The organism is Cohnella laeviribosi DSM 21336, assembly GCF_000378425.1.
In the GTDB taxonomy this organism is placed as follows: Bacteria; Bacillota; Bacilli; order Paenibacillales; family Paenibacillaceae; genus Cohnella; species Cohnella laeviribosi.
This window is the reverse complement of record NZ_KB899822.1, coordinates 51,000-68,723: the sequence shown is the minus strand read 5'-3', so window position 1 is coordinate 68,723 and position 17,724 is coordinate 51,000. Positions and strand designations below refer to the sequence as shown.

Here is a 17,724-nt window from a genome sequence, read left to right as displayed (position 1 = left end):
TTCCACCATACCGGGGAGGAAAGACTGGTGAGCAGCAACATCGTTCCTTTTTTTAATGATAACAACCACTTTAAAAAACAAAGGCGGATAAACAAAATACCAGAAATACAATTGTATCATGGCTCGAATGGCACACTAACGTGGGATGAAGCCGTCGATCTTTTCCTCCAGGCCAAGAGGACAGAAACAGCGTCTCCCAGAACGGTGGATTTTGAAAAAGAGAACTTGAATAGTTACCGTAAAATGATGTTGGAACAAGGCATAGAACCTCAAGTGGAAGGTTTGTCCGTCGACGTACTCCGAAAACATTTTGTCGCATATATGGTCAATGAAAAGAAGTATGCGCTAAACACCATCAACAACCGGATCAAAACGATCAAACGATTTTTTTCATTTTTGCACAAAGAGGGATGGATACAGAGCAATCCCGCGGCGAACCTAAAAATAAGAAGCGGGCAGCGTCCCGTTATTTATTCGTTCACGGAGGAACAGGTTTTGGCATTGTTGGCGCAACCGGATCAATCGACTTTTACGGGGTTTCGGGATTATTGCATGCTATATCTGATGCTGGATACAGGGCTGAGATTGGGAGAAGTTTTGACGCTGAAAGTGAATCAGGTGGATCTGAAGCAATGTTATTTGATTGGAGTATTGGGGAAAAGTAAACGGCCCAGGGACGTTCCTTTTTGCGATGATGTTCGAAAGGTGCTGATAAAATACATGAAAGTTCGAGGTGAACTCCCGAATCCCACTTTGTTTGTTTCTTTAGACGGTTTACCGATGACAGGCAGAACTTTTCAGGAGACGCTAAAGGAATACGGAGAACGTGCGGGTATCAAAGGCGTCCGGGTTAGTCCTCATACCCTGAGGCATACATTTGCGAAAATGTACATCTTAAATGGCGGGGATCCTTATAGCCTGCAAGAAATTTTAGGACATACGACTCAGGATATGGTGAAAATTTATGTGAACTTGTGGAAACCGGAAAAGAAAATACAGCACCAAAAAGCTTCCCCCATACGCAACTTGAATCGAAAGGGATAGAAGGGTTGTAATTGTCTTTTGGATAAAATAAAACATTCATGACCCTGCCGGGTCACAGGCTATGATGAAAATGTAATCATAGTCTTTTTTCTTTTTCCGTAATCCCTCATACTTAGATTGAACCGGCCAGTTCGTGGGTTTTTGCGGTGGGCTCGACCCCGTAAATAAAACTGTTCGGACAACCTTGAAGCACAGGCTATCGGACCGAGAGTCCGGATAAAAAATCTTCGTTGTTCTCAGGTTGTCTTTCCGGTTCAGCATCTTCATGTTGGAGGGATTCTTACTATGCTAGAAGCCATTCTTGAACGCTGCGCGGGACTTGATGTCCACCAGGAAACCGTCGTTGCATGTCTGTTGACGGGTCCTCTTGATCGCTCCCCGAAGTCGGAGATTCGCACCTTCGGCACCATGACTGATGAACTTATGGAACTGGGTCAATGGTTAGTCGATGAAGGTTGCACTCATGTTGCCATGGAGAGTACAGGCATCTACTGGAAATCGGTATGGAATGTACTGGAGGCCTTCGACCTAAACCTTTTACTTGCCAACGCGCACCACGTCAAGAATCTTCCCGGCCGTAAGACCGACATGAAGGACGCCGAATGGATCGCCAAACTTTTGCGCTGCGGTCTCATTGAGGGCAGCTTTGTTCCCTCTGAAGACATTCGCGATCTTCGAGATCTCACCCGCTATCGCAAAAAATTGGTTCAAGATGCCACTTCGGAGAAAAATCGCATTCACAAACTGCTCCAAGATGCGAACATCAAGCTGACCACTCATATGTCGGACATCTTTGGAGCCTCCGGCCGTCTCCTGCTTCAAAAGATCGTGGACGGCGAAGTCATCACCATGGAATTTCTCGAAACGCATATGAAAGGAGCCCTCAAACACAAGTCGAACAAGCTGCTTCAATCCTTGAACGGGCGGCTTCGCAAACACCACCGGGATATGATTCGGTTTTCTTGGGATCATCTGATCTATCTCGAGCAGCAAATCGAACAGGTGGAGCAAGACATCCGACGCCGTCTGACAGACAAGCAGGAAGCGCTGGACTTGCTGACTACGATCCCGGGGGTTAATGAACAGGCAGCCTCGATCATCATCGCGGAAATTGGGACGGACATGAAAAACTTCAAAGATGATCATCATCTGGCCGCATGGGCTGGCGTCAGTCCCGGGAATCACCAGAGTGCGGGTAAAAAAAACGAACTCGGGCCCGGTCCGGAAACAACCACCTGAAAGCTGTACTATGCGAATGCGCTTGGGCTGCATCGATGACTCGGAATACGCGACTTTCTGCAAGGTATTGGAACTGGGTCAAACGCCTTGGCAAAAAGAAAGCATTGGTTGCTTTAGGCCATACCTTGCTTCGGATCATTTACCACATCCTCTTGAACAAGACCCCTTACATAGAACTTGGAGCTGATTATCTCGAGCGCTTCCGGAAGGATCAGGAAAAGCGCCGCGAAGCAGAAATGATCCGCCAATTAGAGTCCAAAGGCTTTACCGTTTCGCGTACCGCTTAGTTTTTTTCCAATCACACCCCAGTACAAGGTCTGCCGATGGTAGTCCTGTTTTGTCATGTTCAAATAACAGTTCGAGCAAGACTCATTTTCATAAAAAACAGCCAGCATGAAGAGTAAGCCGGCCGGCTGCTCAAAATGTGCACCCCAATAGATTCGTCTTTACTTGTGGGAAGTACCGGGATAGGGAATGGGATGCCTGGAGCTTGCCAATATATCAATTCAGTACGTATGTTTTAGTCGGGGGAGGACTGCCCCACGCATTTCCCGTCATATCTTGCAGATACTCAAGGTGGGTTATGAAATACTGCCCGCCCTTGCCCACTGAATCCGGTCTTTCAGGTTCCACCGTTGCCTTCCATGCAAAGGCTAATTGTTCCGGTTTATCGCCGTATGGGGCGAAATAGGCCGTTATTGTATACTGTTCGGTGTCAAGTGGACGGATCTCGATTCTTTTCAGTGGCGTGGATACGCCGACCACCTGCGGTTTGATCACATGGCGCAGTTCATGCTTTAAAAACAGGCGGGCGACAGCTCCATTGCGGGCTTTTAAAGCAGCTGCGAAATTTTCCAGGAAATGCTCTGGACTGTCCGCTTGCCTCAAATAACTGCTGATTAAATCAATGCCGTCGTCCCCGATTTCTTCTGACGGGTGCTCGTCTGTCGGATGATCAGCTTGGACGGTTGGAGTTCTCTCCAAAGTTTGCGGCGGAGACTGTGCCGCGTCCGCTTTCGAGCAGGCCGTCACCGCCACCATGAGCAGCAGGCAAACGGGGACCACAATCCATCGTTTTTCCATGTTTTTCTCCTTCCTTCTAAAAATGGATACTCATCATCCCATTAGACGACGATGTCCAGGGCAAGGTTGCGGTTGCCCGCGGCCAGCCGGTAACATAACAGCCGTGCACCCGGCTTTCATTTTGTTTTTGGCCGGCAGCCTGGCCCGCGAATGCTGACGATGTGCGCTGACGTAGTTGACAGGGCACCAAACGGTGTCCTATAATAAATTTGACACCAAAAAGTGTCCATTTTCCCGCGTTGCAGGAAAACCTTTGCCCCGTTTCGCGCGGCATCGCAGCCGCCCCGCCGTAGTGCGTCGCCTATGGCCGGGAAGCTATCCGTATTTGGGGGGGGTGTTATGAGCGAGAACAACCCGTTGCGGGATGTGTTTGACGCGATTGCCGATCCGACCAGGCGCCGGCTCATTCGTCTGTTGGCCGAGGCGGGGGAATTGCCGCTTCACAAATTGACGGCGCCGTTTTCGATGGGCCGGACGGCGGTTTCCAAGCATTTGAGAATCCTGAAAGAGGCCGGACTGGTTGTGGACCGGAAAGTCGGCAGAGAAACGCGGTATCGGCTCAACGCCTTTCCGCTCAAGGAAATTCAGGATTGGGTGGCTTTTTACAGCGTGTTCTGGAGTGCGAACATGTCGCGCCTGAACCAATTTTTGGAGGAGGAAGAAGAGTGAGCCTGAAATTGTCGATGGATTTTCAGTTCACGACGACCATCGAGAAACTTTGGTCCGCTTTAACCGATTCAAGCAAACTTGCCAGGTGGGTGGTCAACATTCACAACGGCCAGCCGAAGGAAAACAATTTTAAACCCGTCGTGGGACACCGTTTTCAGTTCCGCACGCAGCCGTTCAACGGATGGAACGGGATCATTGAAGGCGAAGTCCTTATTGTCGAGCCACCAACCCGGTTATCCTATACCTGGGCCAGTGGAGGGGAGAAGCATACGGTCACCTGGACGTTAAAGGATTTGGGGGATGGAAGGGTCAATCTTCATCTCGAGCAGACCGGGTTTTCCCAGGTTCACGGTCTGGAAGGCGCCAGGTACGGCTGGGGGAAATGGTGCGGAGAGCTTAAAAAGGTGTTGGAACAATAATCGCAGAACGCGTGCAGGATCGAACATTACCGGCTGCATTCCGTGTGCAGCCGGTCGTCGGTTAAGCAACCTTTTACGAAGGGTGAACCTTGATGAGCAAAGGCAAAAGGAATCCCAAATTGGATCCTTATTTTCACAAGCTCAAACAGTGGAAGGAAGAATTCGGGCTGCTGAGAGAGATCGCCCTTGACTGCGGGCTTACCGAGGATTTCAAGTGGATGCATCCCTGTTACACGTTTGAAAACAAAAACATTGTGTTGATCCACGGTTTTAAGAATTACTGCGCGCTTCTGTTTCACAAAGGCGCGTTGTTAAAAGATCCCTACGGGATCCTTGTCCGGCAGACGGAACATGTTCAGTTGGCTCGCCAGATTCGGTTCGCCAATGTCCAGGAAATCGACCAAATGCGGCCGGTCTTGAAGACCTATATTGAGGAAGCCGTTGAAGTGGAAAAAACCGGTTTGCAAGGGAACGTTCAAAAGAATGTGGAGCATCCCATTCCGGAGGAGCTGCAGAAGAAATTTACGGAAGTACCGGGCTTGAAAACGGCTTTTGAGGCGTTGACGCCGGGACGGCAGAGAGCGTACATTCTTCATTTTTCCGCGCCCAAACAAGCCAAAACCCGGGAGGCTAGAATCGAAAAATATATCCCGCATATTCTGAGCGGAAAAGGACTGAACGATTAGGCGCAGGCAAACCGCGGAGTTGGAGGGAGTAACGGGCATGGAGGTTTTTACCGATTATCTGGCAGGCATCCGCCATCCGGATCACCGCGGCCGGCTGGAGGAAATGTTGACGTGGGTGGCCAGAAGATTTCCGCAATTGGAACCGCAAATCAAGTGGAACACGCCCATGTTTACCGATCACGGTACCTTTATCATCGCTTTTTCCGCGGCGAAGCAGCATGTCAGTGTTTCCCCAGAAGAGAAGACCATGAGGCTTTTTGCCCACGACATCGCCCGGGCCGGCTACAGCGCCACGAAAGGTCTGTTTCGGATTCCGTGGAACGAGCCGGTCCATTACGACTTGCTGGCGGACATTATTGCGTTTAATATTCGGGACAAAGCTGGCTGTTCGACGTTCTGGCGGAAATAGAAGGGCCGTCAGTCCCGCTTTCAGAACGGCGGTGTCGCCTTTTTACAATACATCCGGCACACGGGTGCCTATAATAAAACGACAGCAGACGCGGTGCCGGCGGCAAACCGGTCTCGCTGTCGCGGGCCCAGCAACTGCGGGCTGAAACCAAACAAACAGACGGGAGGAATCACCTAGACGGATCAAGGAAATTGCCGATTTTCAAAAATTTCCATAAACAAATCGCCGAACGGCTGTGGGAGGGATATTGGAACTTGAGGAGAACAAGTAGCTTGAGACAACGGGCAGAAAGAAGTTATTGGCGGACTCGGCAAGAAAATTCCCCGATTCTTTCGCTGTGTCCTCTTTTTTTCGGGCAAGCGAGGCTTATGTCTGATACATGCACTTGGTTTCGGGAAATTCCAGGCGGGCGTTTCTGCTTTAAGAACAGGACGGTTTTGATATAATGTTAAATAAGGGAAGAAGGTTGAACTGTCAATAGCAAGTAAAGGATCGGTAAATTGCAGGTGTGAGGCGATTTCGATGAAGCGCAAGGATATTGAAAAAATTCTTAAAGAACAAAAGCCGTTTCTGGCTGAGAAGTTTTTTGTAAGCAGGATCGGTGTGTTTGGATCTTACGCCCGGGACCAACATACGGAGAACAGTGACATCGACATTTTGGTCGAGTTCATCAAACCGGTTGGATTTGAATTTTTTGATTTGAAGGAGTATCTGGAATCTGTATTCAACAAACCGGTTGATTTGGTAACGGTTCAGGCATTGAAGCCGATGATGAAGAATGACATTATTCGAGAGGTACAATTTCAATGAAAAACCGCAGTCTGCTCTATCTGAAAGATATATTGGACTCCATTAACAAGATTGCTGATTACACCAGAGGAGTCGATTATGACTTCTTTTTTCGTCATCCGATGATGGTGGATGCCGTGATTCGTAATCTGGAAGTGATTGGTGAAGCGTCAAAAAATGTTTCCGATGAAATACGTGGCAAATATCCGGAGATTCCATGGAAGAAGATGATTGGTCTAAGGAATATTCTTATTCATGAGTATTTCGGGATCGATGAAAGCATTGTTTGGGAAATTATTAAAACGAATCTGCCGGAAGTGAAGCCGTGGATTGAGAAGGCCATTCAGGAAATCGGAGACATCACATAACAATGTGGTCACTCCGCTGTCATCACGGGAGCTCTCTCCGAAGTTTGCGACGACGACCGTGAAGCGTCCACTTCCGCGCAGGCCGTCATCACCACCATGAGCAACAGGCTAACGAGGACCTCAAATCAGGGTCTTGCCGCCATGTTTCCCCTTCCTCTCATCATGAATACTCACTACATAAAAAACGATGATGGCCAGGCCGGGTTGCGGCCGCAGCGGTTTCCGCCGATCCACATAGAGAACCGTCCATCCTTTTATCGGTAATGGTATAATAGTCCAGAGGGAAGCAAAGGGGTGAAAGCATGCTGTGGTCTGAAGTGAGGGAGTTATTCCCCAATCAATTCATCCTGGTGGAAGAACTAAAATCCCATTACGAGAACGATAAGTTTCATGTGGAAGAAGTGGCTGTGGTCAGACCCATTCAGGATGCGCAACAGGCGTGGAAAGAGTTGTTTGCCGCTTCAAACGGGCGTTTTGTCTATCATACATCCAACGAGAAAATCATCATCGAAGTCCGAAATAAGCCGATGCTCAAGAGACTTTCCGTTCATGAATCGTAAGCTGATCGATGGTCTGTTATTTTCCTCTATTGTCATTACTCATCATGGAAAACATATGACCATTCGGAATGTGGTCATTGATACGGGTGCGGCTGAGTCCATTATTTCCATCGATGCGGTGGATGATCTGTTCCACTCCTGCGAACCCGAAGACTGGATCCGTTTTATGACAGGAATTGGAGGCAGAGAAGCGGCGATCCGAAGGAGAGTCGATCAAGTTCAGGTGGATACTTTTGTAATCAAAGACTTTCACATGGACTTTGGACGAATCGGAGAAGATAACGGGATTAACGGTTTAATTGATTTGGACTTGTTGATTCCCGGGAAATTTATCGTTGATTTGTCCCGTATGCAACTGTATCCGGCGGACTGACCATACTATATAGATACAAGGTTGATTATTCAATATTTAAATGGCTGATCATCAAGATTCATCCCGTTCGCGAACTGAACCCTATTGATACGCGGGGAATGAAAAAGCTGCGGGTGTTTCAAAACCCCAACGTTCAGTGTTGGCTGGATATACAAAAGGGCATCCGGAAACAGATGCCCCCTTCTTGAATGGGATTTATTTATATCACATTTCGATACCGGGCCATATGTTCAACGGGACTGTATTTTTGATGCTGCTCTTTAATATCTTTGCTGAACAATTCCACGTAATATCGGACCATGTCCAGGGTGCTGTGCCCCAGTATCTGTTGCAGGGTGAAGACGTCGCCGCCATTTAATATATAGAACTTGGCCATGGTATGCCGGAAGGTGTGCGGGGAAACACGGACTCCTGTAATCCCGGCCTTCTTGCCGTACTCCTGGACATTTTCCTGAAAGGTCCGGATATGCAACGGTGCCTCGTCAATGCTGATGAACAAGGCATCCGTTTCCGCATCGCCCCGTTCCCCCAGATATTGCTTCAGGATTTTGGCGCATGTTTTTTGAATGGGGACCCGCCGCGCTTTCCCTCCTTTGCCTTTTTGGATGCGGATTTCAAGCTCTTTGAGAAAGACGTCGTCCACCTTTAAATGGAGGAGTTCCCCAATCCTCATCCCGGTTTCCAGCATAACCACCATCATCGTGTAATCCCGTAATCCGGTAAACGTTTTTTTGTCGGGTTGCTGGAGCAAGGCAACCACCTGTTCTTTTGTAAACGTTTGAATCATTTTCTTTTCCGCTTTCACCAGTTTGATTTCTTCCGCCAGGTTATGGGGGACGATCCCTTCTTCAAACAAATACTTGAAGAACGCTTTGCAGCTTTTGATCCGGCCGTTGATCGTATTGCTGGCCAGGCCGTTTTCAATCATCCGGCCTACATAATGGTGCTTGATCTCCCGGGCTGTGAGCGTGGTTACGTTCAAGGGGATCCCCTGTTCATCAAACATTTTTTTCATCCGGACCAGGTTCTCTTCGTAAAACTGAATCGTGCGTCCGGATAAGTTTTTCGCCCGGCATTCCGTAAGAAAGGACTTTACCAGATCCATAAATTCGGCGGAGCGTTTAGGGGTGGTGGTGTTTACAGCGGCCGCCTTGATGATGTTTTTCCGGCGCGTTACGGGCCTGTCCATGTTATTGCACCTCTTCTTTCAAATCTTCGGCAAGATGTTCGACCGGACTGCATTTTTCGTGCTGTTTGTGAAGGTCTTTGCTGAACAGTTCCACGTAGTAACGGGTCATTTCCAACGTCGTATGCCCCAGCAGATATTGCAGGGTGAAGATATCGCCGCCGTTCATTAAAAAGAATTTCGCAAAAGTGTGGCGGAACGTATGGGCGGAACCTTGCACCCCTTTGATCCCGGCCTTTTGGCAGTGGCCGCTGATCATTTGGATGATACCATACCGTCGAAAGGGTTGATGGAAGACGGTGACCCAGAGGTCATCAAACTCGTGTTCCCCCCGTTCCTCCAAATATTCCTTTAGGGCGTTTACACACGTTTGCTGAATGGGGACGACGCGGAACTTCCGGCCTTTGCCCATGGGAATGTGGATGGTTTTCTCCTCAAAGTCGATATGGGAAATTTTCATTTGCGTTAATTCATTGACCCGCATGCCCGTATCCAGCAAGACCAGCATCATGGTATAATCGCGCAATCCGGTAAACGTTTTTCGGTCCGGTTGGCGCATGATGGCCTGGACTTGTTCTTCGGTGAAAGTATGGACCATTTTGCGCTCATTTTTAATGGGTTTCAAACTTTCCGCAAGGTTGGTGTCCAAGATGCCTTCGAGATGGAGGAATTTGAAAAATTGTTGGCAAGTCCGAATTTTTCCGTTGATCGTATTCGGTTTGAATCCCTGTTCCAGCATTTCGTTGACCATCCGTACAGTGAGATCTTTTGGGGTGAGGGTATTCAGGGAAAGCCCCCATTGGTCGAGATCGCGTTGCAAGGCCCGTAAATACGTATAATATCCTTCGATGGTCATCGGAGAAAGATTTCGGAACCGGCAGTCCATCAGAAACAGGCGGACGGCTTCGCTGAATTGGGCCCGCGAGGAAACGTCGGCGGGCAAGGAAAGTTTTACACTGGCATCGGCTTTGTCCTTCGACATTTTTCGTCAACCTCCCGTTTTTTGGGAGTTTGGCGCGGTCAAAGTTGTGCGAGGTTGAGGGGGTTTGGCCTCGTACAACCCGGGGAAGTACGAGCGCACAAAACCCTTCGCAAAATCGCGGGACGTATTTTTCAAATGGAAAAATTTACAATCCCTGAAATCCCTTGTGTCACAATGCTTCTCGGATTTTGGCGAACGTTTGTTCACCTCCTTGCACCTCCTCAAACTCAAAATCCGCTTCCCGCGAGGGAGTGGGGGTTCAAGTCCCTTCACCAGCACCATACTTAAATCAAAAGCCTGGGAATTGTTCTCAGGTTTTTTTGTTTTTCGTACCTTTCCCCCATTGCGGAGCGGATCCTCTTTTCTTCGTCACGAAAGAACGGTAGAATAAGAAGCAACTCAACGCGGCCATCTCGTGTATGTGGGGCAGCCGGCGCACGGGCTGATACTGGGCAATTCGTAACGGGCGAGCAAGAAAGCAAGCCAAACGATCGTTTGCGACAGGTTGAAACCGCTTACCAAACAAGCCGTCGTTCACTGGTGCGTGTCCGGCGTCGTCGAACGGTTGAATGACGTTGTGAAAAGAGCTCATAAAGGAGAGTAGGCATGAAGCTGCCGTTTAATCTCGACAACATCCGCCTGCGCAACAAGATGATGATCATCTATGTCCTGTGTGTCTTGCTGCCGATCGTGCTGACCAATGTCGTGTTTTACCGGGCGACGACGGAAAAGGTGAAAAACCAGCGCATGCAAGATATCGAACGCGCCCTTGAACAGGTCAAAAACGAATTCCGATCGGAAATCGAAGACGCCGTGAGCGTTTCGTCCGTTTTTTTTACCGACTACAACCTGAATCAAATTCTGGAAGAGGAATATCAAAACCCCGCCGATTATGTCTCCGCCTACGATTCGTATTTTCGCCGCATTTTAAACAGCTACACGCCCGTGTACACCTCGATGCAAAACATCAAAATTTACCTCGACAACCCGACGATGCTGCACTCGGGCGGCATCGGTTTTCTGTCGGAGCAAGCGAAGGAATCGGTCTGGTACAGGGCGCTGCGGGACGCCAAAAACGCCAACCCCGTCCTCGTCCGCACGGCGCGGGAAGACACGTTTGTGCCGGGACTCGGCTCCCCTTACCGCGATACGTTCAGCATCGTGCGCCGAATGAACTATTTTGACGGGAACAAGTGGGAAAAAATTCTCAAAATCGAACTTCGCACGTCGGCCGTCGAGCAGGTTTTCGGCAACCTGAACCTGAACGGCTACGTTTATCTGCTGAACGAAAAAGGCAGCATCGAATATACGACCGATCCCAACGTGAACTGGCCCGTCGACACCGTGTTCTACAACGAGCTGCAGAAACCCAAAGACGCCATCGAGTTTGAAACGACGTACGCCGGCATAAGTTATATGAAAGGCTGGAAAATTGTCGGCACGATTTCGGAGGAAGAAGTGTTCCGCGTCGTCCGCAAATCGCGGGAATTCATCATTTGGCTGGCTGCCGCCAACCTGTTCATTTCCACCCTGATCATCACCTGGATTTCGCGGTCGATGAACGTTCGCCTGGTCAACATTCTCCGGCATATGAAAAAGGTAAAAAACCAGCAGTTCGTGACCATCGAAGACGGAGCGTCGCGCGATGAAATCGGGCAGCTTCAGGTCGAGTTCAACCGCATGTCGCTGCAAATCAAGCGGCTGATCAACGACGTCTACATCGCCGATATCGAGCGAAAATCGCTCGAGATCGAGCACCGGAAAGCGCAGCTCAACGCGCTGCAAAGCCAGATCAATCCGCATTTTCTGTTCAACTCGCTGGAAACGATCCGCATGCGCAGCCTGATCAAAAACGAAACGGAAACCGCGAAAATTATCCATAACATGGCGAAGCTGCTGCGTTCCTCGCTGGCCTGGAGCAAGGACAGAGTGACGGTCGAAGAGGAACTGGAATTTATTTTGTGTTTTCTCGAAATCCAGCAATACCGTTTCGGCGACCGGCTGGTCTACCGGCTCGATGTCGATCCGAACGCCAAAAAAGCGGTCATCCCCAAGATGGTGTTTCTGCCGTTTGTGGAAAACGCCAGCATTCACGGCATCGAACCGCTGAAACATGGCGGGGAAATCGACATCAGGATTGAACTGGGGACGGATTGCCTCGAATTTTCCATTCGCGACAACGGCGTCGGCATGAAAAAGGAGCAGGTCGAGCGCTTGTACGGCTTCCTGGACAACGTGGAGGAGCTCGGGGAGCGCATTGGCGTGCAAAACGTGATTTATCGGCTCAAAATGCTGTATGGCGACCGCATTCGGCTGTTTATCGACAGCGCCCCCGGCGAAGGGACGCATATTCAAATCTCCCTTCCGGTTCAAGCCGATCCGGGCCCGCAAACCTAAACCCCTTTCCGCATTATGTTTATTTTTTGAAGGATGACCTTTAGTTTATCAGGTAAACAAAGTATTGGCCGACCGCTATAATGAAAGTGCTTACAAACTAAAGGAAAGGGGTTTCATGCACGGTGGCGAAGAAAAAGTGGTTTGCTTCGATGATCGCCCTCATCATGGCGCTATCCATGATCGTTACCGCTTGTTCGGGCAAAAAAGAAGCGGCGGAAAGCTCCGGTGAGCAGCCCGCAAGCACCGGAACCGCCGGAAGCAATACCGGCGAACAGCCGCCCGACAAGGTGACGTTCAGAATCTTTAACGGTGTCGCCGGCGAAAAAGACGTCAATACCAACGAGACCACAATCGGCAAAATGTTGGAGGATCAGACCGGGGTCAACTTCAAGATCGAGCACCTGGTCGGCGACCTGAACACGAAGATCGGAACGATGGTGGCCGCCAACGAATATCCGGACGTCATCATTCCGGACGCGGGGATCAACCAGCTTCTCGACGCCGGCGCCTTCATCGATCTGACCGACCTGATCGAAAAGTACGGCCCGAACATCAAGCGCGTTTACGAGCCGTATTTCAATCTGATGAAGGCCGAGGACGGCGGGATCTATTTCCTTCCTTTCTCCACGGTCGTCAATGGGTACATTCCCGATCCGAACATCAACCAGGGCGCGTTCTGGGTTCAGCGCCGCGTGCTGGAATGGGCCGGTTATCCGAAAATCAACAAGGTGGACGACTACTTCAAGCTGATTGAAGATTTTATCAAAGCCCATCCGAACGAAAATTTGACCGGGTTCGTCACGCTAACGCACGACTGGCGCTTCTTCGCGACGACCAACGTGCCGAATCATCTGGCCGGTTATCCGAACGACGGCGAAGTCATGGTCGACATGCAGACGCACGAAGCGAAGATATACGCCGGCACCGACTATGAAAAACGCTGGTTCAAGCTGCTGAATGAAATCAACGCCAAAGGTTTGTTCGACAAGTCCTCTTTCGTCGACAACTACGACCAATATATCGCCAAACTGACCTCGCACAAAGTGCTTGGATTCTTCGACTACGGCTGGCAGATCGGTTCCGCGCAGAATGCGCTCAGGGACGCCGCGAAGACCGATCCTTCGCAGGACGGCTACCGGTACTTCCCGCTGCCGGTCACCTTCGACGGCGGCAAAGACCAGTACCTCGATCCGCCGGGCTTCGTCAACAACCGCGGGTTCGGGATTACGGTCAGCGCGAAGGATCCGGTCCGGATCATCCAATTCGTGGACAACCTGCTGAAGGAAGAAAACCAGATCCTCGTCAAATGGGGCGTCGAGGGCGAAACGTACCTGAAAGACGAAAACGGCCGGATGTACCGCACGCAAGAAATGATCGACAAGATGAACCAGAAATTTCTCGAAGATTACGGATTCACGGTATTCGACTGGGATTGGCCGCAATACGGCACGAACTCGACGCTGGCCGACGGCAACGCGGCGTCGCCCGGTTTGCAGCCGGAAGTGTTCCAGCTTAGCTTGACGGAAGCGGACAAGAAGATTTTGTCGGCTTACGGCGTCAAAACGTACGCGGAAATGTTCGCGCCGCCGGACAACCGTCCGTGGTTCCCGGCATGGGGCATCCAGAAGGAGCAAGGTTCGCCGCCGCAAATCTTCGAGGCGAGAAAGACCGAGCTGCAGCGGAAGTACATTCCGGAGCTGGTGCTTTCGGATCCGGCCAAGTTCGAAGACGTGTGGACCAAATACACGACGGAATTGAATAAGCTGGATATCGCCGGTTATCAGCAGTGGTATACGGAACGCATCAAGGAAGTTGTGGCGAAAGCTCAAGGGAAATAAACGTTATCGTCCCGGCGTTAGCGAAAGGCCGGCTTCATCGCGCACCGCGCAAGTCCGGCCTTTCGCTCGCCGTTTCCGGCGTCGCGATCCCCGTGTCGGCGATTTTCGGCACCGTTAAGGAGAGAAATTGACGATGGAGAATAACCTTGCGTACACGGAACCGTCCGCGGCCGGCATGAGCAAGCCTGCGGGATGGAAGCGATTTTTCCGGCAGCTTGTTCAACAGCGGGCGCTGGTCGTGATGTCCGTGCCGTTTGTCGTCTGGCTGTTTGTCTTCAAATATTTGCCGCTTTGGGGATGGACGATCGCGTTCCAGGATTACAAGCCTGCAAAGGGTTTCTGGGATCAAAAATGGGTGGGGTTCCAGCATTTCGAATTTCTGTTCGGAGACGAGCGGTTCCTGCGCGTGCTTCGAAACACGCTCGTCATGAGCTCGCTCAACCTCGTGCTCGGCTTTGTCACCGCGATTACGCTGGCCCTGCTGCTGAACGAGGTGCGCCAACTGGTTTTCAAACGCGTGGTGCAGACGATCAGCTACCTTCCCCACTTCATATCGTGGGTGGTGGCGGCAGGGATTATCCAGGCCGTTCTGGCAACGGACGGCATCGTCAACGATTTGCTCATGTGGCTCGGACTTTTGGATGACGAGGTCCTGTTTTTGGGCGTGGGGCATTGGTTCTGGGGCATTTTCGGCGCCAGCATCGTGTGGAAGGATCTGGGGTGGAACACGATTGTGTATTTGGCCGCGATGACGATGATCGACCCCGCCCAATATGAAGCGGCCGAAATGGACGGCGCGGGACGCTTCAAGAAGATGTGGCACATCACGCTGCCCGGCATCAAGCCGGTCATCATCGTCCTGCTCATCATGAACGTAGGCTATTTGCTGGAGTCGGGATTCGAACCGCAGTACCTTTTGGGGAACGGCATGAACATCGATTATTCGGAAAACCTTGATATATTTGTCCTGAAATACGGGATCAATATGGGCAACTTCTCGCTGTCCGTGGCGGCCAGCATGTTCAAGACGGTGGTCAGCTTCATCCTGCTGTTCGCCGCAAACCATATCGCGAAGCGCCTTGGCGAAGCCAGGCTGTACTGAGAAGGAGGGCGTTGCAGCATGGCGGAATTGGCGGCGAAGAGACGCAAAAGACGGCGCATCCGCATGTCGTTCGGGGATCGGGTGTTTGAAGCGGTCAACTTTACGTTGCTGACGCTGCTGATGGTAGTGACGCTGTATCCGTTTCTGAACACGCTTGCCGTATCGTTCAACGATGCGACCGATTCGCTAAAGGGCGGCATTTACTTGTGGCCAAGAAAGTGGACGCTTGAAAATTACCGGTTTGTCCTGGAGGAAGCGACCATTTTTCACGCCACCCTGATTTCCGTTCTGCGCACCGTCCTCGGCACCGTGCTGACCGTCCTGTGTTCGGCCATGGTGGCCTACACGATCAGCAGGCCGGAGTACGTGCTGCGCAAGTTCGTTACGGTCGCCTTCATTTTGACGATGTACGTCAACGGCGGGCTGATCCCGACCTTCTTGCTGATGCGCGATCTGGGGCTCGTCGGCAGCTTCTGGGTCTACATCTGGCCGGGGCTGGTCGGCGTGTTTAACCTGATCATCATCCGTTCGTTTATTGAAAATTTGCCGGACAACATTCTGGAATCCGCCAAAATCGACGGAGCCGGCGACTACCGGACGTTCTTCAGCATCGTGCTGCCGCTGAGCACGCCCGTGCTGGCGACCGTGGCGCTGTTCACCGGCGTATACCAATGGAACTCCTGGTTCGACGTGTTTCTGTACAACTCTTCGTACGAGCATTTGAGCACGCTGCAGTATGAGCTGCAGAAAATATTGCAGAACTCCAACGCTTCCCAGAACGCGCCCGACTTTATCGCGGCCGGGAATACGGGGGCGAGTATGGTGACGCCCTATTCCATCCGCTCGACGATGACGATCGTGGCCTCCGTGCCGATCATCATGGTGTACCCGTTTCTGCAGAAATATTTTGTCAAAGGGATGGTCGTGGGCGGCGTGAAGGAATGACCACCGTTCGCCTCATTGCAAGTGTCAACCCCTGGAGGTGTTTTCATGGATCAGGACGCGAACGGTGTCGTGCCGAAATTGCGGGACGTGTTTGCCGGCTATTTTCGGATCGGCGCCGCCGTCAATCCGCGAACGCTCGTCAGTTCGGCCGATCTCTTGGCCCGGCATTTCAACTGCATTACCGCCGAAAACGAGATGAAATTCGAGCGCATCCATCCGCACGAGGAAACGTACGCGTTTGAGGACGCCGACCGGCTGGCCGGTTTCGCGCGGGAGCACGGCATGAAGATGAGAGGACACACGCTCGTATGGCACAACCAGACGCCGGACTGGCTGTTTGAGAAGCCGGGCGGCGGCCTTGCGGACAAAGCGTTGCTGTACGCCCGGCTGAAAGCGCATATCGATACGGTGGTCGGCCGATACAAAAGCGACGTGTTCTGCTGGGACGTGGTCAACGAGGCGGTGGCGGACGAAGGGCCCGAGCTGCTTCGCGAGTCGAAATGGCTGCGCATCGCCGGCGAAGAATTCATTGCCAAAGCGTTCGAATTCGCGCACGAGGCCGACCCGGACGCGCTGCTGTTTTACAACGATTACAATGAAAGCCATCCGGCCAAGCGGGAAAAGATCGTTACCCTCGTCCGGTCGCTGAAGGCGCGCGGCGTGCCGATCCACGGCGTCGGGCTGCAGGCGCATTGGCAACTGCGGAGTCCGCCAGCGGACGACATCCGCGCCGCCATCGAGCGGTACGCATCGCTCGGGCTGAAGCTGCATATCACCGAGCTGGACGTCTCCGTGTTCGAGTGGGACGACCGCCGCGCCGATCTCAAGTCGCCGACGGCGGAAATGATGGAGCTGCAGGAACGGCGGTACGAGCAGATCTTCCGCATCTTCCGGGAATACCGCGATGTCATCGAATGCGTGACGTTCTGGGGCGTCGCGGACGATTACACGTGGCTGGACCACTTCCCGGTGCGCGGGCGGAAGAACTGGCCGTTCCTGTTCGACGAGCGCCATCAGCCCAAACCGTCGTTCTGGAAAGTCGTGAGCGGCGCGGGGACTCAGGAGTGAAAAAGGGACAAAACGGCGAACGCCGTCCGTTTCCGTTTCGCGGAGAAGGACGGCGTTGTTGTTTTTGCGCGACGTCTGATTTATGCCAGCATGATGGAAATTTCGACGGTTTCTTCGGACCGGCCGACTTCCGTTCCGGTCTCGGCAAAACGCCAATAATCCGGAACCCGCTTTCTTAGCGATTCGAGCTCGGGCCTGGTCAAACGCAGCCGTTCAATCCGGCCGTCGCGGAACCGGTAATCCCTTTCCTCGCTCTTTCCGAACTTAATGAACAGCAGGTTTCGGATGCCGCCGATCGTGAGGAAGGGAAATTCGTATCCATTCCGGACGGCCGCCTCGATCGCTTCTTCGTGCGCGTTGGCATATTCCAGGAAGCTCTCCCAAGCGGTTTCGGGATTTACTTTCTCCCGCAGCTCCGCCGCATCGTTTCGCCGAATCAGCTTCAACGCCTCATCCGCCGAGAACCCCTTGGCCAAAATCATCTCCAGCCGGAGCCCGTAAGGCTGCGGCAATTTCGTTTTCTGCATGTTTGCTCTCCATTCGAATTTTCCAGTTCGTTTGTCCGCC

Annotated in this window: 19 protein-coding genes; 15 read left to right on the top strand and 4 right to left on the bottom strand. The window is 51.7% G+C overall.

Going from position 1 to position 17,724, the window contains the following annotated elements:
• Positions 1-27 precede the first annotated feature (27 nt).
• Positions 28-1,044: a tyrosine-type recombinase/integrase gene (locus F560_RS0111620; RefSeq protein ID WP_019005910.1), complete on the top strand. Its 1,017-nt coding sequence runs from the start codon at positions 28-30 to the stop codon at positions 1,042-1,044.
• Between the two features lie 285 nt (positions 1,045-1,329).
• Positions 1,330-2,283: an IS110 family RNA-guided transposase gene (locus F560_RS24195; RefSeq protein WP_019005909.1), complete on the top strand. Its 954-nt coding sequence runs from the start codon at positions 1,330-1,332 to the stop codon at positions 2,281-2,283.
• A 501-nt stretch (positions 2,284-2,784) separates the two neighbouring features.
• Here the strand turns inward: F560_RS24195 and F560_RS24630 are convergent.
• Entirely contained in the window at positions 2,785-3,366 is a 582-nt protein-coding gene (locus tag F560_RS24630; protein ID WP_019005908.1) for a hypothetical protein, read from the bottom strand.
• Between the two features lie 339 nt (positions 3,367-3,705).
• Here F560_RS24630 and F560_RS0111605 point away from each other — a divergent pair, with 339 nt between their 5' ends.
• The 8 genes from F560_RS0111605 to F560_RS0111570 all read left to right on the top strand — a co-directional run bounded on the left by F560_RS0111605 (position 3,706) and on the right by F560_RS0111570 (position 7,639).
• On the top strand, positions 3,706-4,035 hold the full coding sequence (locus tag F560_RS0111605) for an ArsR/SmtB family transcription factor (protein WP_019005907.1): 330 nt from the start codon (positions 3,706-3,708) through the stop codon (positions 4,033-4,035).
• The gene (locus tag F560_RS0111600) at positions 4,032-4,454 is read left to right on the top strand and encodes an SRPBCC family protein (RefSeq protein WP_019005906.1); all 423 of its coding nucleotides are present in this window, start codon (positions 4,032-4,034) and stop codon (positions 4,452-4,454) included. The genes F560_RS0111605 and F560_RS0111600 overlap by 4 nt, the downstream gene beginning before the upstream one ends.
• A gap of 92 nt (positions 4,455-4,546) precedes the next feature.
• Positions 4,547-5,140 (top strand): YdeI/OmpD-associated family protein, encoded by a 594-nt coding sequence (locus tag F560_RS0111595; protein ID WP_019005905.1) that lies wholly within the window; start codon positions 4,547-4,549, stop codon positions 5,138-5,140.
• 37 nt (positions 5,141-5,177) lie between these two features.
• Positions 5,178-5,549 carry an iron chaperone gene (locus F560_RS0111590; protein WP_019005904.1) on the top strand — a complete coding sequence of 124 codons (372 nt, stop codon included), beginning with the start codon at positions 5,178-5,180 and terminating at the stop codon, positions 5,547-5,549.
• 522 nt (positions 5,550-6,071) lie between these two features.
• Positions 6,072-6,359, top strand: a complete 288-nt coding sequence (locus tag F560_RS0111585) for a nucleotidyltransferase family protein (protein WP_019005903.1) — start codon at positions 6,072-6,074, stop codon at positions 6,357-6,359.
• Complete coding sequence (locus F560_RS0111580; protein ID WP_019005902.1) at positions 6,356-6,706, top strand: HepT-like ribonuclease domain-containing protein; 351 nt, start codon at positions 6,356-6,358, stop codon at positions 6,704-6,706. The genes F560_RS0111585 and F560_RS0111580 overlap by 4 nt, the downstream gene beginning before the upstream one ends.
• A 302-nt stretch (positions 6,707-7,008) precedes the next feature.
• Positions 7,009-7,266, top strand: coding sequence for a hypothetical protein (locus F560_RS0111575; RefSeq protein ID WP_019005901.1), 258 nt, complete (start codon positions 7,009-7,011; stop codon positions 7,264-7,266).
• On the top strand, positions 7,256-7,639 hold the full coding sequence (locus tag F560_RS0111570) for an aspartyl protease family protein (protein ID WP_019005900.1): 384 nt from the start codon (positions 7,256-7,258) through the stop codon (positions 7,637-7,639). The genes F560_RS0111575 and F560_RS0111570 overlap by 11 nt, the downstream gene beginning before the upstream one ends.
• 199 nt (positions 7,640-7,838) lie before the next feature.
• On the opposite strand, the gene F560_RS0111565 is transcribed toward F560_RS0111570, so the two are convergent.
• Positions 7,839-8,828, bottom strand: coding sequence for a tyrosine-type recombinase/integrase (locus tag F560_RS0111565; protein ID WP_019005899.1), 990 nt, complete (start codon positions 8,826-8,828; stop codon positions 7,839-7,841).
• 1 nt (position 8,829) lies between these two features.
• Positions 8,830-9,807 (bottom strand): tyrosine-type recombinase/integrase, encoded by a 978-nt coding sequence (locus F560_RS0111560; RefSeq protein ID WP_019005898.1) that lies wholly within the window; start codon positions 9,805-9,807, stop codon positions 8,830-8,832.
• Between the two features lie 606 nt (positions 9,808-10,413).
• On the opposite strand from F560_RS0111560, the gene F560_RS0111555 reads away from it, so the two are divergent.
• The 5 genes from F560_RS0111555 to F560_RS0111535 all read left to right on the top strand — a co-directional run bounded on the left by F560_RS0111555 (position 10,414) and on the right by F560_RS0111535 (position 17,157).
• Positions 10,414-12,204 carry a sensor histidine kinase gene (locus tag F560_RS0111555; protein WP_019005897.1) on the top strand — a complete coding sequence of 597 codons (1,791 nt, stop codon included), beginning with the start codon at positions 10,414-10,416 and terminating at the stop codon, positions 12,202-12,204.
• 122 nt (positions 12,205-12,326) lie between these two features.
• Positions 12,327-14,042 (top strand): extracellular solute-binding protein, encoded by a 1,716-nt coding sequence (locus F560_RS0111550; protein WP_019005896.1) that lies wholly within the window; start codon positions 12,327-12,329, stop codon positions 14,040-14,042.
• A 133-nt stretch (positions 14,043-14,175) separates the two neighbouring features.
• Positions 14,176-15,144, top strand: coding sequence for an ABC transporter permease (locus tag F560_RS0111545; protein WP_019005895.1), 969 nt, complete (start codon positions 14,176-14,178; stop codon positions 15,142-15,144).
• Between the two features lie 18 nt (positions 15,145-15,162).
• A complete protein-coding gene (locus F560_RS0111540) occupies positions 15,163-16,089 on the top strand; it encodes a carbohydrate ABC transporter permease (RefSeq protein ID WP_019005894.1) in 927 nt (308 codons plus the stop codon).
• Between the two features lie 45 nt (positions 16,090-16,134).
• Positions 16,135-17,157 (top strand): endo-1,4-beta-xylanase, encoded by a 1,023-nt coding sequence (locus tag F560_RS0111535; protein ID WP_019005893.1) that lies wholly within the window; start codon positions 16,135-16,137, stop codon positions 17,155-17,157.
• Between the two features lie 80 nt (positions 17,158-17,237).
• Here F560_RS0111535 and F560_RS0111530 read toward each other — a convergent pair whose 3' ends face one another.
• Positions 17,238-17,684, bottom strand: coding sequence for a hypothetical protein (locus F560_RS0111530; RefSeq protein ID WP_019005892.1), 447 nt, complete (start codon positions 17,682-17,684; stop codon positions 17,238-17,240).
• Positions 17,685-17,724: the final 40 nt, after the last annotated feature.

Bases quoted from the DNA above. Each gene is read 5' to 3' on its own strand.
- F560_RS0111575 (WP_019005901.1), top strand. From the start codon at position 7,009: ATGCTGTGGTCTGAAGTGAGGGAGTTATTCCCCAATCAATTCATCCTG.
- F560_RS0111545 (WP_019005895.1), top strand. From the start codon at position 14,176: ATGGAGAATAACCTTGCGTACACGGAACCGTCCGCGGCCGGCATGAGC.
- F560_RS0111605 (WP_019005907.1), top strand. From the start codon at position 3,706: ATGAGCGAGAACAACCCGTTGCGGGATGTGTTTGACGCGATTGCCGAT.
- F560_RS0111580 (WP_019005902.1), top strand. From the start codon at position 6,356: ATGAAAAACCGCAGTCTGCTCTATCTGAAAGATATATTGGACTCCATT.
- F560_RS0111540 (WP_019005894.1), top strand. From the start codon at position 15,163: ATGGCGGAATTGGCGGCGAAGAGACGCAAAAGACGGCGCATCCGCATG.
- F560_RS24195 (WP_019005909.1), top strand. From the start codon at position 1,330: ATGCTAGAAGCCATTCTTGAACGCTGCGCGGGACTTGATGTCCACCAG.
- F560_RS0111530 (WP_019005892.1), bottom strand. From the start codon at position 17,684: ATGCAGAAAACGAAATTGCCGCAGCCTTACGGGCTCCGGCTGGAGATG.
- F560_RS0111590 (WP_019005904.1), top strand. From the start codon at position 5,178: ATGGAGGTTTTTACCGATTATCTGGCAGGCATCCGCCATCCGGATCAC.
- F560_RS0111535 (WP_019005893.1), top strand. From the start codon at position 16,135: ATGGATCAGGACGCGAACGGTGTCGTGCCGAAATTGCGGGACGTGTTT.
- F560_RS0111570 (WP_019005900.1), top strand. From the start codon at position 7,256: ATGAATCGTAAGCTGATCGATGGTCTGTTATTTTCCTCTATTGTCATT.
- F560_RS0111585 (WP_019005903.1), top strand. From the start codon at position 6,072: ATGAAGCGCAAGGATATTGAAAAAATTCTTAAAGAACAAAAGCCGTTT.
- F560_RS0111560 (WP_019005898.1), bottom strand. From the start codon at position 9,807: ATGTCGAAGGACAAAGCCGATGCCAGTGTAAAACTTTCCTTGCCCGCC.
- F560_RS0111595 (WP_019005905.1), top strand. From the start codon at position 4,547: ATGAGCAAAGGCAAAAGGAATCCCAAATTGGATCCTTATTTTCACAAG.
- F560_RS0111555 (WP_019005897.1), top strand. From the start codon at position 10,414: ATGAAGCTGCCGTTTAATCTCGACAACATCCGCCTGCGCAACAAGATG.
- F560_RS0111565 (WP_019005899.1), bottom strand. From the start codon at position 8,828: ATGGACAGGCCCGTAACGCGCCGGAAAAACATCATCAAGGCGGCCGCT.
- F560_RS24630 (WP_019005908.1), bottom strand. From the start codon at position 3,366: ATGGAAAAACGATGGATTGTGGTCCCCGTTTGCCTGCTGCTCATGGTG.